Origin of the sequence: Bradyrhizobium sp. B124, assembly GCF_038967635.1 — a bacterium.
Classification (GTDB): domain Bacteria; phylum Pseudomonadota; class Alphaproteobacteria; order Rhizobiales; family Xanthobacteraceae; genus Bradyrhizobium.
Genome location: NZ_CP152413.1, coordinates 2,362,657 through 2,377,210 on the forward strand (window position 1 = coordinate 2,362,657; position 14,554 = coordinate 2,377,210).

The following is a 14,554-nucleotide window of genomic DNA, read 5'->3' on the forward strand; positions in this document are numbered from 1 at the left end:
CCCCCGGCCTCAGGCAGCGATGGCACGTTCGGTAGAGCGCAATCGGCAGGGCTTGCCTCCGGGAGAATTCCGGGGACCGCCATCGAGATCGCACAGCGCTTCCAGTATCTCGTCGATCGAAACCGGCTTCTTCAGTCCGGCAGGCGAACGCATCGAAGGGCAGGATGCGATTGCAGAGGCATCCGACGCCCAGGATGCCAGAATTGCTCGCTTCTCGGCGACTGTGAGGACCGGGTGATTCACCACATCCTTCGGGTGCTCGAAGACGGTGCCGGGATGAAGCAGCGCGTTGAAGTCGAAAACATTGTCGTCGGCGGTCGTCGGCCGCATGGTATCCTCCTTTTCATTGACGACGAGCGGCGGCCGCGCAACGCGTCGCGCGGCTGCCAACCGGAGCCTTGACTAGGCTGCTTTGGCTTCAAGCTTCTGGACGTTGTCGGCCGGTGCGCCGTTGATCGCGATCCGGCGCGGCTTCATGGCTTCCGGGATTTCCCGGACCAACTCGATCTTGAGCAGGCCATTGTCGAACGCGGCGCTCTTGACCTGGACATAGTCCGCCAGATTGAACTGGCGCTTGAAGTTGCGGGTCGAGATTCCGCGATAGAGGAAGTCCCGCTCGGCCTTGTCGGACTTGCTGCCTTCGATCGTGACCACGTTCTGCTCGGCCGTGATCGTGATATCGCCGGGCGCAAAACCGGCAACCGCCAGCGAAATCTGATAGCGGTCCTCCGCCAGCCGTTCGATATTGTAGGGGGGATAGTTGTCCTCGCCGGCCCGCTGGGCCATTTCCGCGAGGTCGAACAGGCGGTCGAAGCCAACGGTCGAGCGCCACAAGGGAGAGAAGTCGTAAGTGCGCATAGCCAAATCCTCCTAAGAGCAAGATGGATACGAGCGACACCGGACACTACCGGTGCCCGCCTCAGTGCCCGGGCCCTTGCGGCGCCCAGACGCCACCGCTTGGTGGCGACAAAAAAATTAGCAAGGTCGCTTTTGGTTTCAAGAGGGGGGCAGAAAATTTTCTGGAGACCGTCAGCGGCGGCCCGGCGCCTCCGGCTTTCGTTAACAAACACCGAGGGAGCTCCGTCGGCCCCGGTTGCGCCGATGAAGACTGCGGCCCGGTGCATTGGCCAGGGAAACGCCCGTTCACCAAGGGCGCAGCAATGCGGGCGGCGCCTTCAGCGCTGCCCGCATGATTTGGCCTGGAGTACGATCCGGAAAAGCGGGATGCGGTTTTCCGAAGATGTCCATGTTCAGACAAGAAGCCAAAGCGCGATGGCGATCCAGCACGATCTCGTCGCCCGCTAATGGGTGTTGATAGCAATGCGCTTGACGCCTTCTCGCGGTTTGTCGGATTTCGGCAAGGAGATCGTCAGGACGCCGTTCTTGAACGATGCCTCCGCCCTGTCCTCGTGCACGCCCTCGAGCGGGATCTGGCGCTCGAAAGAGCCGTAATAGCGCTCGGTGAAGTATTTGCCCTCGCCGTTGCGCTCGGCTTTCTTCTCACCGCGGATGGTCAGGACGCCATTGGCAATTTCGACCTGGACGTCCTTCTCCGTCATGCCGGGCAGCTCCGCCGAGATGGTCAGGTTCTTGTCGCCATCGTTCAGCTCGAGCCTTGGCCAGCCGAAGCGGCCCTCCATGAGCGGACCGGTGCCGCCGAAGCCGCGAAACACATCGTCAAACAGACGATTCATCTCCCGATGCAACGTCATGAAGGGATCGTAGGTATCGCGCACGGGCGCAAGCTCCTGGTTCTTTGTCCAGGGAATGAGATCACGAATAGCCATGTTTCTTCTCCTGCTGATACGGGTTTGTTCTCCTGTTGATACGGGGCGGTGCGGGCGCACGTGCCCACACCCGGCGTCCCGATACTGTGGCTGCGGTCAAGATCTGCGGTTCTTTCAAGCGCCTCCTTTGATTTTTAAGCTGCTTTGATCTCGTGCGCGCCTGCAAGGCGTTGCATCTGGTCCTCGGCTGCCGCGGCCAGGCGGAGCAACCTCTGCCGGAGTTCACCCGGCAGGTCATGCTGCGCCAGCTGCTTTTGGCAGTGCGACACGACGCGACGTTCGCTGTCGACGAGAAAAGCGCGCACGTTCTGCGGAAGCGGCCGCCCGCCCTGCGATACGGGCGGCCAGGATGCAGGCTTGGACATCTTCGGCCTCGTCGGCTTCAGCTGACACGGGGCAGGTCCCGCTCGTCATCCCAGGGAAGGCGGAACATGCCGGGGTGGCTGCTGTCCGGCAGCAGCAGGGTGTCGACCTTGAACAGCGGCGCGCCGGGCTTCCAATCCATCCAGCGCATCGAATCGAGATAGCGGACGGGTGGGAGCGGCAATACATGGCCGGCTCGATCGGACATAGCTTTGGGCGTGCTGTCCATGGCAATGGCGCCGGTCGGCGACAACATCGCCAATGCGAAGGTGCCGGCGATAAATCTCCGGCTACGGCTGAAAGTCTCGAGCGTGGCGGAGACGGGTTTTTGATTCCTGGCCATCTCATCCTCCTGTCGGTACGAAGCTGATCCATCCGATCGTCAGAAAGCTGAGGACGAACATGAGCCAATGCAGTACAGCCGTCCCGCTTTTGCGCGATCGAGTTTGCATGCGTCTGCTCATCTTGGGTCTCCTGGTATGTCTCTCCTTTCTCCTTCGAGCGTGAGCCGGCCATCGTCGTGATGGCCTCATCGGAAGTCCATCGCCGGCGCCGCTGTGTCGGGTTTTGACCTCCACGGCCTCCCGGCGGCAACCGACTTGGGAATCGAAAAAACGCCGTTCAAGGGCTCGGGCAAAATTTTTTGCGACCTTCCAGCCGGTGCGTCGGTTCACTTTGAACGATCGTCGCTCTGAACGGTTGAGGCTTCAGGCCGCCCAGTCAGATTCAGCCGGTGCCAATCGCCGGTTTTGCCGTAACGACCTTCGCCACGCTCTTTTGTGGCCAGCGGGCAGGTCGACACTGCGCCGGTGTTCGGCGGCTGACCGGAATCCGAGATGCACGAATCCTGAGCGTGAACTGAGACAGCAAGAAACAGGATGGACGATTACCGAGACTTGGTTGCCGCCGGTTTCACCATTCTCTGCGCAGCCCTGATGCTGGTGGCGGGGCTACTGTTGCTGGGTGACCGGCCCGAACCCGCCAGTTCCGATCGGCACATCGAGCCGCCGGCCGCAGCGCCGCAGTCGATTTCAAGCATCGAACCGGTTTCGCGGCCGTGCGATCCGATGCGGACGAGACTGTTCTGATGCGACGGCCGATGCCCTCGGACGGCACGGCCCTTACCGCCGTCGCCTCCCCGGCTGACCTTCTTGACCTGCGGCGGGAGGCTGCCTTCTCGTCACTATCAGGCAAAGGACGTCAAGCGCCAGAGCCTCACCGGCGCTCAGCCTCAACAAGGCGGTCACCGACGGTGACCGGTCGCCACGCACTCCACAGCGGCCCCTTGTGCTCACATCGAGTTCAGCTTCTGACCGTTACGAGCTTGGAGGCCAAAATTGCAGGAGAGACATTGCTAGCCTCGGGGTGGCCTTGTACTCTCGCAACTTCAAGACTGGGGGCAGCCTTGGAAAAGGACGAACTCGAGCGCCTCGCGGGCCGCAAGTTGCGGCTGAGCTTCGAGGAGATTGTGAGCCATCCCGGCCTCCCGGAAGCGCGACGCGCCTATGTCGCGGCTTTCTGTGATTTGTACGAGGGTGATCCGTTCTTGGTTCGCCTGCTGCTACAGGCCGGCCGATTCCTCGTCTTCCTGAGCGCAGCGGTGCTCGAAGCCGCGCAGGATCCGGCGCGACGCGAAACATGGTTCACGGTCTCGGCCCTGAAGCGGCAACTCAATATGCACGGACAGGTGAGCGACCGCCAGGTCGATCATCTCCTGGCACGGCTGTGCGAGGTCGGCTTTATCGAGCAGAGCCGCGCGCCGTCCGACCGACGCGTGCGGCTCCTGGCGACCACCGACAAGCTGCGCTCGCATCACGCCGAATGGCTTGCGACGCATTTCGTGCCGCTTGCAAAGCTGTATCCCGATCATGATTACGGCCCGGTGCTGTCGCGAGATCAGGCCTTCAACGTGACCCATTGCCGCGTGGGCCTCGCATTCTTTCCGGTCTCAGTTCGCCTCATGATGACGCTGCCCGACACGATGCTGTTTTTTTCCCATGCCGCGGGGCCGCTGATTCAGAATGCGGTCCTGAGGGCCGCCATGGATGCAGGCGACCCGACCGCGGCGATCCCCTACATGGATGTGGCGGATCGCTTCGGCGTTTCACGAACTCATATCCGCAACCTGATGAACGCCGCGCAGGCGGCCGGTCTTGTCAGGATCATGGGACGCGGTGGGAGGAGCATCGAAATCACGCCGCGCCACTGGGTGAGCTACGATCATGGCCTTGCAGTTGGAATGTACCTGCATGATGCGGTCAATCTCGTGGCGATGCGCAACTGGACGGAGGCTCGGCGCAGCTCCGCCGACCAGCTTTTGATCGCGGACTGATCCTGCCGGCGACTTTTCTTTGCGCATTCGATAGGCGCAAAGTTTTCCGACTGCACTTTGCTTGGAACGGCTAGACTCAATCCGCGGCCAACCATTGCCCAATGGCCATATTTTCAGTTTCCATTCTTTTTGAGGACGATTTTGATGACCGGGATTGATAGCGGCGCGCGCGGCTCAACTGCCGTGCCGCTCCGTCCGCTGGTATGCGGCGCGTTCATTGCGATATTGGCCGCTTTTGGCCTCTACGCCGCCTTTATCTCAGGTCCCGCCATGCGCGCCGCCGCACATGATGACGTTGTGCGGATGGTTGCCGAGGAGGATCGCCGGTTCTGTAAAATGTTCGGACTGGGCGCGGGCACGGACACGTTCGCTGCGTGCAGCAGAGAGCTGTCGACCGTCGGGCAACGGCAGGTCGATCGCGACAATGCCGCCGCCCAAGGTCTGCTCTAGCGCTTCCTCGATATTTCTCCCGAAAAGGATTTGGCTATGATCAGACGTTCGATGTTCGGACTAAGTGTTGCGGCTATCTGGATCGGTTCGGCCGCGGCGCAGAACGCTCCTCCCTCCTACCAGGCCGACCCGACGGTCTATAAGGTCATCTTCGAAGATCAGAACTTTCGTGTGATCGCGGCCACCTGGAAGAAAGGTGCGACGGACAAGGCGCACTCGCACCCTCTTCCTTTCGTGGTCTACGCGCTCGATGACTGCACCGTGCGGGTCCACAATCCGGACGGCACGACGCGCGAACTGAAGAACAAGGCCGGAGTGGCCAGCGCGGGCCCTGTGACTTCCTCGCATACGGCTGAAAATGCTGGCGAATCGGACTGTCGAGCCCTTCTGGTGGAGCGGAAATGATCCGGCACCAGACGATGTTCACCGCGGCGAACGGTCCATCGCCTCTTATCGGCTCTATCATGCGCGGCGTTAATCGAAGGACTAGCAGCATGCGTTACCGGATCGCTCCGATCGTCATCGCCGTTCTTGCATTGCTTGGCGCAATTGCGTGTCCGGCAGGGGCTGAGCAACCGACCGATACACGAGAGCCGGTGCAACGAACGGACGCGGAGAAAGCCTTCGTGCTGGAGCAGATGCGACTGTTCCTGGCCACCGTCGTGGAAGTCGAGGAAGGGCTTGGCTCGGGCGATCTGGATCTGGTCGCACGCGAAGCAGCGGCACGCGGCCGCAAGGCCAATGCCGCGCTGGTCCGGCCTCCCACCCTGGCGGCCAAGGAAAGCGACGCCTGGAAGGCGATGATCGGCTCGGTCCGTAGCGGCTTTGACCAGATCGCCGAGCAGGCGGCTGCGCGCGCGCCGGCGGCGAAGATCAACAAGACCCTTGCCGATACGATGAGGAATTGCGTTGCCTGCCATCAGGCCTATCGCATTTCCGCGGAAGCGCGCTAGGCTCGGTGATCGAGATCGACTTGTGCTCTAGTCGGCTTCGGCGGGGTCACGTTCCTCGGCCGGGGCATCGGCATGCAGCGCGGCTGCATCCGTGTGCCGGACGCGGTGTCCTGCGCCACCCGGCTGCCTCGCAGGGCGCAAATAGAGTCAGTCGATAAGAGGTTCCTGCGACAATGGATTTATTTCATGTGCGGGTTGGAGTTGATTTCGTGCGCCTTCGTTTAACTTTTCCGATGTGAGCAATATTGACCAGCCTCGCATTGGCGCATTGGGCTAGACCGGCTTCATCGCCGTCCGAATAGGCAGTTACCGGCGACGGAGATAATGCTCCCGCCCAATACAGGGGAAAGCATGATGTCATCTGTCCAACCAAATCCGCTATTCAGTCGCGCGGAGATCGGAATTCTTCCGTGCTCCAGGTGTGGCAAGCCTATGCGGTTGGCTTGCATTGAACCTGCTCAACCCGGTCATGAAGTCCGCACCTTCCAGTGCCCGGAATGCAAGACGACTGGAAGTTTTGCAGCTGCGATCTAGCCGCCACTCTAGTCGGTGTTTGCGATCTGGGGTCCGGCTCGGACTTCGCCTGCTGACCGCTCCATCAGCTTGTCGGCAGCCCGGTGCTCCCATTCCGGCTGCGCTTCCACTGTGCGGCACTTTTACTTCGAAAGCCGGCGGCTGAATGGTAAGCTGGGCGTCCCACCGCGCGGGGACGAAACGGGACATGCCAGAAAATGCCAACCACGCCATATTTGATCCCAAGGAGTTTCTCGCCAAGGTAGGCGAAGGGAAGACCATTCTCGCGTTTCGCAAGGATGAGATCGTCTTTGCGCAGGGCGACGTGGCAGACAAGGTTTTCTATATCCAGAAAGGCCGGGTCAAGGTTGTTGTCATATCCGAGCAAGGCAAGGAAGCCGTGGTCGGCATTTTGGAGCCCGGCCAGTTCTTTGGCGAAGGCTGCATGAACGGCCATTCGCTGCGTATCGCGACGACGACAGCGATGGAGGAATGCCTAGTGACCGCGATAACGAAGACCGCCATGGTCGCGGCATTGCACGATGAACCCAAATTTTCCGAGCTGTTCATGGCCTATCTGCTGACACGCAACAGCCGGATTGAAGAGGACCTGATCGACCAGCTCTTCAACTCCAGTGAAAAACGGTTGGCGCGCCTGCTGCTCCTACTGGCGAATTTCGGCAAGGAGGGCAGCCCTCAACCGATCAGTCCAAATATCAGCCAGGAGACATTGGCCGAAATGATTGGAACGACGCGATCCCGCGTCAGCTTCTTCATGAACAGATTCCGCAAGCTCGGCTTCATCAGCTACAACGGAAAAATCGAGGTCAACAGTTCATTGCTGAACGCGGTCTTGTACGACAAGCCCGAGATCAAGCGCGAATTGTAAGAGCGGGAGGACGTACGTGAAGATTCTCCCGGCCAGAAACGACCTGTTCGCCTGAAAAGAAAAAGGACCGCGTCACGCGAATGAGGATCCTTTAGAGCGCCTTGCGCGTTGAGGCTCTATCGAGGGGTGGACCTGAAGGTGGGTTATGAGCGACGTTCCTCGCGATATTCAAAGAAAGTTCGAACGGCGGTGGGCCGCCAGATTTGCGCGGCCAGTGGAAGCGGGCCGGCCCGAAAGGCATCAATCTAAAAAGCCGGATCAGCCCCTCGCCGTTTCCCCCAAAACCGACAGAAAAACCCGCCGAATTGAACCGGCGGCCTTGAGGCGTGCGAGCGCGGAACCGTAAGCCGCACCGTTGTACCGCTTGCCAGCTGGCAGCTGTTGGTCGAGCGGTCGAGAAAGCGCCGCAGATGAAACCTCTTCGCATTCGCCGCTCGGCCTTACTTTTTCGGTTCGGGATGGAGCTCGCGCTTCTCGGCTTCGTACTGCTCGATCAAGAGCGAGAGGCCGCTTAGGGTCAGTTGATCCGTGATCCGGATCCTGAGCGAACGGTAGTGCGCGATCTTCTCGTCCAACTCCGAGCACTTGTTACACATAACCGGACTTCCGAACTGACACCAATAATGAAAAACCAACTCAATTTGAGTTAGTTCCGCCATTGGCTCGCGCAACCGATTACCTGGTTGCCCCGTAACTTGGGTGTCAGCCCATTCTTCCCATTTTAGTACTGTGGGCTGGCTGGGGCCGTTCGGTCCGTCCCGGTCACGAACGGCCCTATTTTTTGTTCATCCATACTGGCGAAGACGAGGATTAGGATCAGCAAGGTAAGTGCGATCGAGACGCAACCGGCTATCGTTATGGCGTCCTATTTCATGTGCGCCGTTAACTTCTGTCGATGTGGTCAATATTGACCAGTATGTCGGCTACCGGACATGCCAGATTACCTCGATCACCGCACCGCCTTATTGGCCCCACGGTGATGAGAACGCCATCACGCGCTCCCGCCTTCTCCAACAGAGGAGCAGCGACATGCAGCGACGCCGTTACCAGCCACAAGGCGAACCTCTATACAACCGCCTTGCCGATGAGGCAGAGCGACTTCGCAAGCTAGCGAGGGGCACTCCGCCAGGTATTGAGCGTGAGAGGTTGATCCGGAGAGCACGGCAGATTGAGACCGCCTCGCACATGACCGAGTGGCTTGCCTCGCCCGGCCTGAAGGCTCCGACCTAAATGCGCACCTCATTCAGCGATAACTACACCTTGGGTAAGTTCAACCCACCCTCCTACGCGAGCTGGCTCGCCGAACTTCGCACCCTGTTTCCTGTCCCGGAAGAATTCCTTTTGGCGGACGCGATCTTCAGTTTCGCAAGCGCATTCAAGGAAGGAAAGACGCCGCAGCAGGCTTACGAGGTGTTCGATGTTTTCGTCAGCGCAGAGGCTTCAACCTGAACGACAATAGATAGGCCGCCTCAGTTGTCTTCCGTGATCTTGCCCTTGGCTTCGCAGGCCTTCGCCTAGAGGCGATTCCGTTTTGGCTGGATCCGGCACGCCTCGCGCTCGATGCTGGCCGCCACCAGCGGCGCCTTGTCGGCGGCGACGGGCGGGGAAAACACGAAGCCCTGCACCAGGTCGCAATCGAGCCCGCCGAGCACGTCCACTTCGGCCGCCAATTCGGCCCCCTCCGCCACGACGGTCATGCCGAGCCCGTGCGACAGCGCGATGATGCCGCCGAGCAGCTTGCGCTTCTCCGGCGCGGTGGAAATGCCATCCACGAAGGCGCGGTCGACCTTCAGCCAGTGGAACGGCAGGCGCGTCAGATAGCCGAGCGAGGAATAGCCCGAACCGAAATCGTCGAGCGCCAGTCGGACTCCGAGACCGGAGAGCGCCGTCAGCGTGCGGCTGATGCGCTGCTCGGTATGATCCACGAACAGGCTTTCGGTCAGCTCCAGGCAGAGCAGCTTCGCCGGAAAGCCGGTCTCCGCCAGCACGGCCGCGACGGCCGCATCGAAATCCACGTTCCAGATCTGCGCCGGCGAGACGTTGACCGAGACGGAGCGCGGCGGCAACCCGGCATCGAGCCAGGCGCGGCCCTGCCGGCAGGCCTCGCGCAGCACCCACAGGCCTAGATCGACGATGAGCCCGGAGCTTTCGGCGATCGGGATGAACTCTGCCGGCGAGATCGGCCCGCGCTCGGGATGGGTCCAGCGCAGCAGCGCCTCGAAGCTGGTGACGCGGCCGGTCCTCAGGTCCACTTGCGGCTGGTAATGCGCCTGAAGGGTGCCAGCCTCCACGGCGTGGCGCAGATGCCGGCCGAGATCGAGCCTTTGATCGACGGCCTGGGCATAGACCGGCTCGAACAGTTGCGCCCGGCCGCGCCCGGCCTCCTTGGCCATATAGAGCGCGAGGTCCGCGTTGCGTACCGCGGTCTCCGCCGTCGCCCCATGCTCCGGCAGGCGGGCGATGCCGATGGTGGCGCCGACGAAGGCCTCGCCCTCGGCGAGATCGACGGGGACCGACAGCTTGCCGATGAGCCGATCGGCAAGTCCCGTCAGCGCGGCGTCGGACATGCCGCATCCTTCCGCCAGCACCCCGAATTCGTCACCGCCGAGCCGGGCGATGAAAGCGCGCGGCCCCAGCTCCTGCCGCAGCGCAGCCGCCACCTGGATCAGCAATTTGTCGCCGGCGGCATGGCCGAGGGAATCATTGACCTCCTTGAAGCGATCGAGATCGATGAGCAGCAGCGCGGCGCGTCGGTCTTGCCGCGTGCAGCCCTCGATCAGGGCGGCGAGCTGGCGCGTGAACAGCGCACGATTGGCGAGGCCGGTCAAAGGGTCGGTATAGGCGAGCTGCTCGAGTTGGCGCTCAGCCTCCTTGCGCTCGGTGACGTCCTGCACGGTGCCGATGATGCCGATGACCTTGTCGTGGGCGACCTCCGCCTTGCAGATGACAGCCAGATCGCGGGCCGTGCCGTCCGCGTGCAAGATGCGGAGGTCGGTGGCCTCGGTCCTGCGGGTGCGGACGACCCTCCTCTGCAGGTCCTTGAAGCGGTCGGCGTCGCCGTCCAGGAAATAGGGCCTCATGCTCTCATCGGTCGGCTCGAACGTGTCGGGGTCGAAGCCGAGCAGCTGGTAGAGTTCGGGCGCCCAGGTCGTGCGGGCGGTGTCCAGGCGGTAGCTCCAGGTGCCGATCTTGCCGAGCCGGTGGGCTTCCTCCAGCGCGCGCGTGCGCTGGTCGAGCAAGGCCTTGGCCGCCCTGAGCTGGGTGATGTCGCTGGACGTGCCGCGATAGCCGAGAAAGCTGCCGTCATCGGCGTAGATCGGCTTGCCGCTGGTGCAGATACTGACGCGCGAGCCATCCTGGCCGATCAGCGTATAGGTGAAGTCGCGAAAAGGGCGATGGGCCTCCATGTCGGCCCGGTGCCGCGCCATGGCCTCGCCGTCCTCGGGCGCATAAGCCAGTTCCCAGCGCGCCTTGCCGCCGGACGCCACCGTCTGGAAGGCCGCATTGCCGGCCAGCGATTTGGGATAGGGCAGTAGCCGGTGGGCAGCGTCGCTCTCCCAGCACCAGTCCGAGGCGGTCGAGACAAAATCGGCCAGCCGTTGCTCGCTCTCCGTCAGGCGCCGCAGCGCGGAGGTCTCCTCCGTGACGTCGCGGACAATGCCGGACACGCGTCGGACCTGACCGCGCGCGTCGAATTCCGGCTCGCCATGGACCACGCAGTCGAGCAGGCTGCCATCGGGACTGCGGAGCCGCGTCCGCACCGCATAGGGCTGCCCCTCCGCCCAGCAGGCCGCGTAATGCGCCTCCAGAACCTTCCGGCTTTCAGGAAGATAGCGCTCGCGCACCGTAGCGATGGGAATGAAGCCGTCGACCGTCTCGAATTCGTAGAAGGCAGCAAGCTCGGGCGATATCCAGAGATCGGTCGCGGCGGCGCTCTGCGACTCCCAGTAACCCATGCGGGCCAATCTGATGGCGCACCGCAGCGACCGCTCCTCATGCCAGCGGCGGCGCGCTTCCCGGGTCGGGGCCTGCCCTTGCGACAATTTGCGAGCGGCCATCGGTCCCCAACTACAACGCTAGCGCATGCAACCAATACGCTAGCATGGAGCGTCACAACCTTGGAGCGATGGCGGCGACAAACCGGGGTTCTTCCGCTTCTTTGGTGTAGTTTCGGTGAATTCCGCAACCGGCACCAAGTGTCCGGACGCGACCTAACCTGAACAGTTCTTCGCCACGCTCAAATACTGGTTGGTTAAAGCCGCGCAGCGAGCCATCGCGGCCGTCCGCGATGCGACCGCTCCGATCACGCGAAGCCGTCGCACCACGCTTCTGTTCAGCGGATCCGCACCAGCTCGATATCGAGGTCGCCGGCGACGGCTGGCTCGATCTGGCAGCGCGAGATTCCGATATCGCGTAGCGTCCGGTCATCGAGCTGGCGCAGCGTCTTGATCGCCTCCCGGCGCACCCAATAGGTCGCAAGTGCATCGCCCCACACTCGGAGCAATCGGAGCAATCCGCCCATCATGCTGGACCGCACGGGCGATGCCGCAGCTGAGTATATCGTCGTCATTGTCATCTCCTTCGATGCCCGAACGGCAAAGCTATGCCGTTGACGCGAATGCCGTTTCGACACCTGCGCCGTCGTAACCTCGGATCGCTTGCGCGCTCCTCGGTGCAATCATGGGCTTGTTCCCTCTTAAATGATCCGGTACATTACTCGGAGCAAGTAAAACATTGCTCTCGGTGCAATAATGTCGAGGTTCGAATATCTGAAGCTGGCGGATGCGGTGGCCGCCGAGATCGCCAGCGGCGCGCTGAAGGCGGGCGACCGCCTGCCGCCGCAGCGCCATTTCGCCTATGACCGCAACATCGCGGTCTCGACGGCGAGCCGGGTCTACACCGAGCTGTTGCGGCGCGGGCTGGTGGTCGGTGAAGTCGGCCGCGGCACCTTCGTGTCCGGCGAGGCGCGCTGCGGCATCGCCGCTCCGACCGAGCCGCGCGGCGCCCGCATCGATCTCGAATTCAACTATCCGCTGCTGCCGCATCAGGCGACGATGATCGCCAAGAGCCTCGAAGGGCTGGAGCGGCCCGAGGTGCTCGAGGGTGCGCTGCGGCCGGCGACCAGTTTCGGCACGCGGGCGGCGCGCACGATCTCCGCGGAATTCCTGGCGCGCAAGAGCTGGGCGCCGAATCCCGACCAGATCGTGTTCACCGCCAATGGCCGGCAATGCATCGCCTCCGCGCTTGCCGCAGTCGTACCGCCCGGCGGCCGCTGCGGCGTCGAGGCGCTGACCTATCCGTTCGTGAAGGGCATTGCCGCGCGGCTCGGCATCGCGCTGGTGCCGCTTGCGATGGACGAGCACGGCGTACGCCCCGACGCGGTGCAGAAGGCGCACCGCGAGGCGCATCTGTCCGCGATCTATATCCAGCCTACGATCCAGAACCCGCTCAGCATCACGATGCCGGCCGAGCGCCGCGCCGAGCTGTTGCGCGTGGTGGAGAAGCTCGGCCTCGTCGTCATCGAGGATGGCGTCTACGGATTCCTCGACGATGAGGTGCCGCTGGCCGCGCTCGCGCCGGACAGCTGCATCGTGCTCGACAGCCTGTCGAAGAAGGTCGCGCCCGGCCTTGCGCTCGGCTTCATCGTCCCGCCGCCGCGGCTGCGCGAAAGCATCATGGCCGCGGTGCGCTCGGGCGGCTGGACGGCATCGGGTTACGCCTTCGCCGCCGGACAGCGGCTGATGGCCGACGGCACCGCCGCCGAACTGTCACGGCTGAAGCGGATCGACGCCGGCCGCCGCCAGCAGATCGCGGCCAAGCATCTGGCCGATTTCGAGATCCAGACCAACCCGAAATCCTATCATCTGTGGCTGACCTTGCCGCCGCACTGGCGCTCGCAGACCCTGGTCGCGGCCGCGGCCCGCCGCGACATCGCACTGACGCCGTCGACCACCTTCGCCGCCACGCCGGGACACGCGCCCAATGCGGTGCGGCTCGCGCTTGCCGCGCCGCCGATGGAGCAACTCGACCTCGGCCTGCGGACCCTGGCGGGAATGCTGAGCGCGACCGAGGAGGATTTCGATTCGACGGAATGACGTCGCACGCTCACTCCGAAGCGGCGCAGTAGTCCAGAATCGAATAGCACTCGCGATCGCTGCACTCGCAGCGGCCTATTCTCGTTGATCCGAGCGCCAGAGCATCAAAAGCCACAGGCCGCATACGTCTTTCTCACGAGACGAAAATGCGCGCGGTCGGCTACGAAATCCACATCCAGGCACTGGTTGCCTCGGCGATATTCCCCGATCACGCCGCATTGCAGATACTCGAGGTTGATCCGCCAGCGCTTTTCTTGCGGTGAGTAGGTCGCAAAGTCGTGCTGCGCGACCGGCGTTCCCTTGCAAATTCCGGCAACGTATTGCCGCACGTCGGGCGGCAGATTGTCGACGTGATTGTGATCAAGCGGATCATGCTTGTTGCCTACGCTGCCCTTGGAAAGCGCCGGGGAGATGCTCAAGAGCACAAGGCATAGAGCCAGAAAGGGGGTCCGGATTGTCATCTGACACTCCAGCTTGAAGCAAATCGGTTGCGGAGCTTACAGCGTGTTGCTTACAGCCCGCTTACAGTCCGGTCGCGAGAGCGGCCGTCTCACTGATTGCGAACCGCCTTCGGCAAAAGCCCATCAGGCAATTGATCGAAGTTGTAGCGCCGCGGGCGGTTGCGGGTGACGAAGCCGCCGACCTGCCAGGTGAACAGCGCGGCAAAGCCGACCAGGAACAGCGCGCCCATCCAGTTCGCAGCCAGCAGCGCCATCACCAGCAATCCGGTCATTGCCACCGCAAGACACGCCAGCAGCGCCAGCGCCGCGGTGTATGTCTTCGGCCCGAGGCCTCCGACCAGCCTGGCCGTGCTGCCCGCCGCCTGCATCCGGCGATGCAGCTCGACGATGAAGTCGCGGTAGAGATGGCCTTGCGGCGCGACCAGCGTCGCGGTCTGCCAGGTGGTCGACAGGATCGCGATCCGCCCGCCTTTGGCATTGTCGATATCGGCGCGAAACCGCTGCTGCTGCATCGAGACCGGGCGGTAGGACAGTTTGACGGCGGAGATGTCCTTGTAATCCCACACGCCCGACCTGCCGGCGATCCGCCACGACAATCCGTCGTCGGTCAGCTCGAACTGGTGCGCCGAGCCGATCAATGAGGCCTTGTAGGCATAGCGCACCGCTGCGCCCTCGCCTGCCTCCGGCCGGTCCTGCAACGTTGTTGGCAAT

General features: G+C 62.6%; 18 protein-coding genes. 8 read left to right on the plus strand and 10 right to left on the minus strand.

Annotated elements, in window-relative coordinates; genetic code table 11:
• Window positions 1–9: 9 nt before the first annotated feature.
• From AAFG13_RS11495 to AAFG13_RS11515, 5 genes are all read right to left on the minus strand, one after another.
• On the minus strand, window positions 10–330 hold the full coding sequence (locus tag AAFG13_RS11495) for a hypothetical protein (protein WP_342712053.1): 321 nt from the start codon (window positions 328–330) through the stop codon (window positions 10–12).
• 72 nt (window positions 331–402) lie between these two features.
• Complete coding sequence (locus tag AAFG13_RS11500) at window positions 403–858, minus strand: Hsp20 family protein (protein ID WP_212310081.1); 456 nt, start codon at window positions 856–858, stop codon at window positions 403–405.
• Window positions 859–1,301: 443 nt separating this feature from the next.
• The gene (locus tag AAFG13_RS11505) at window positions 1,302–1,787 is read right to left on the minus strand and encodes an Hsp20/alpha crystallin family protein (protein WP_212310082.1); all 486 of its coding nucleotides are present in this window, start codon (window positions 1,785–1,787) and stop codon (window positions 1,302–1,304) included.
• 134 nt (window positions 1,788–1,921) lie between these two features.
• Entirely contained in the window at window positions 1,922–2,152 is a 231-nt protein-coding gene (locus tag AAFG13_RS11510; RefSeq protein WP_342712054.1) for a hypothetical protein, read from the minus strand.
• Between the two features lie 17 nt (window positions 2,153–2,169).
• The gene (locus AAFG13_RS11515; RefSeq protein ID WP_212310084.1) at window positions 2,170–2,493 is read right to left on the minus strand and encodes a hypothetical protein; all 324 of its coding nucleotides are present in this window, start codon (window positions 2,491–2,493) and stop codon (window positions 2,170–2,172) included.
• A gap of 535 nt (window positions 2,494–3,028) precedes the next feature.
• On the opposite strand from AAFG13_RS11515, the gene AAFG13_RS11520 reads away from it, so the two are divergent.
• From AAFG13_RS11520 to AAFG13_RS11545, 6 genes are all read left to right on the plus strand, one after another.
• Window positions 3,029–3,238, plus strand: a complete 210-nt coding sequence (locus tag AAFG13_RS11520; protein WP_212310809.1) for a hypothetical protein — start codon at window positions 3,029–3,031, stop codon at window positions 3,236–3,238.
• Between the two features lie 236 nt (window positions 3,239–3,474).
• The gene (locus tag AAFG13_RS11525) at window positions 3,475–4,482 is read left to right on the plus strand and encodes a MarR family transcriptional regulator (RefSeq protein ID WP_249131627.1); all 1,008 of its coding nucleotides are present in this window, start codon (window positions 3,475–3,477) and stop codon (window positions 4,480–4,482) included.
• A 144-nt stretch (window positions 4,483–4,626) separates the two neighbouring features.
• Window positions 4,627–4,932: a hypothetical protein gene (locus AAFG13_RS11530; protein WP_342712055.1), complete on the plus strand. Its 306-nt coding sequence runs from the start codon at window positions 4,627–4,629 to the stop codon at window positions 4,930–4,932.
• A gap of 36 nt (window positions 4,933–4,968) precedes the next feature.
• A complete protein-coding gene (locus AAFG13_RS11535) occupies window positions 4,969–5,337 on the plus strand; it encodes a hypothetical protein (protein WP_212310086.1) in 369 nt (122 codons plus the stop codon).
• Window positions 5,334–5,885, plus strand: a complete 552-nt coding sequence (locus AAFG13_RS11540) for a hypothetical protein (RefSeq protein WP_342712056.1) — start codon at window positions 5,334–5,336, stop codon at window positions 5,883–5,885. The genes AAFG13_RS11535 and AAFG13_RS11540 overlap by 4 nt, the downstream gene beginning before the upstream one ends.
• 721 nt (window positions 5,886–6,606) lie before the next feature.
• Window positions 6,607–7,287: a Crp/Fnr family transcriptional regulator gene (locus tag AAFG13_RS11545; protein ID WP_342712057.1), complete on the plus strand. Its 681-nt coding sequence runs from the start codon at window positions 6,607–6,609 to the stop codon at window positions 7,285–7,287.
• A gap of 440 nt (window positions 7,288–7,727) precedes the next feature.
• Here the strand turns inward: AAFG13_RS11545 and AAFG13_RS11550 are convergent, their stop codons facing one another.
• The gene (locus tag AAFG13_RS11550; RefSeq protein WP_283815068.1) at window positions 7,728–7,862 is read right to left on the minus strand and encodes a hypothetical protein; all 135 of its coding nucleotides are present in this window, start codon (window positions 7,860–7,862) and stop codon (window positions 7,728–7,730) included.
• A 655-nt stretch (window positions 7,863–8,517) separates the two neighbouring features.
• Here AAFG13_RS11550 and AAFG13_RS11555 point away from each other — a divergent pair.
• Entirely contained in the window at window positions 8,518–8,736 is a 219-nt protein-coding gene (locus AAFG13_RS11555) for a hypothetical protein (RefSeq protein WP_212310088.1), read from the plus strand.
• Window positions 8,737–8,801: 65 nt separating this feature from the next.
• Here the strand turns inward: AAFG13_RS11555 and AAFG13_RS11560 are convergent, their stop codons facing one another.
• On the minus strand, window positions 8,802–11,243 hold the full coding sequence (locus AAFG13_RS11560; RefSeq protein WP_342712058.1) for an EAL domain-containing protein: 2,442 nt from the start codon (window positions 11,241–11,243) through the stop codon (window positions 8,802–8,804).
• Between the two features lie 377 nt (window positions 11,244–11,620).
• On the minus strand, window positions 11,621–11,857 hold the full coding sequence (locus AAFG13_RS11565; RefSeq protein ID WP_342712059.1) for a DUF1127 domain-containing protein: 237 nt from the start codon (window positions 11,855–11,857) through the stop codon (window positions 11,621–11,623).
• A gap of 181 nt (window positions 11,858–12,038) precedes the next feature.
• Here AAFG13_RS11565 and AAFG13_RS11570 point away from each other — a divergent pair, with 181 nt between their 5' ends.
• Entirely contained in the window at window positions 12,039–13,382 is a 1,344-nt protein-coding gene (locus AAFG13_RS11570) for a PLP-dependent aminotransferase family protein (RefSeq protein WP_342712060.1), read from the plus strand.
• A 104-nt stretch (window positions 13,383–13,486) separates the two neighbouring features.
• On the opposite strand, the gene AAFG13_RS11575 is transcribed toward AAFG13_RS11570, so the two are convergent.
• Both AAFG13_RS11575 and AAFG13_RS11580 read right to left on the minus strand, forming a co-directional pair.
• Complete coding sequence (locus AAFG13_RS11575) at window positions 13,487–13,843, minus strand: hypothetical protein (RefSeq protein WP_212310092.1); 357 nt, start codon at window positions 13,841–13,843, stop codon at window positions 13,487–13,489.
• Between the two features lie 89 nt (window positions 13,844–13,932).
• On the minus strand, window positions 13,933–14,553 hold the full coding sequence (locus AAFG13_RS11580) for a hypothetical protein (protein WP_249131633.1): 621 nt from the start codon (window positions 14,551–14,553) through the stop codon (window positions 13,933–13,935).
• Between the last annotated feature and the right edge of the window lies 1 nt (window position 14,554).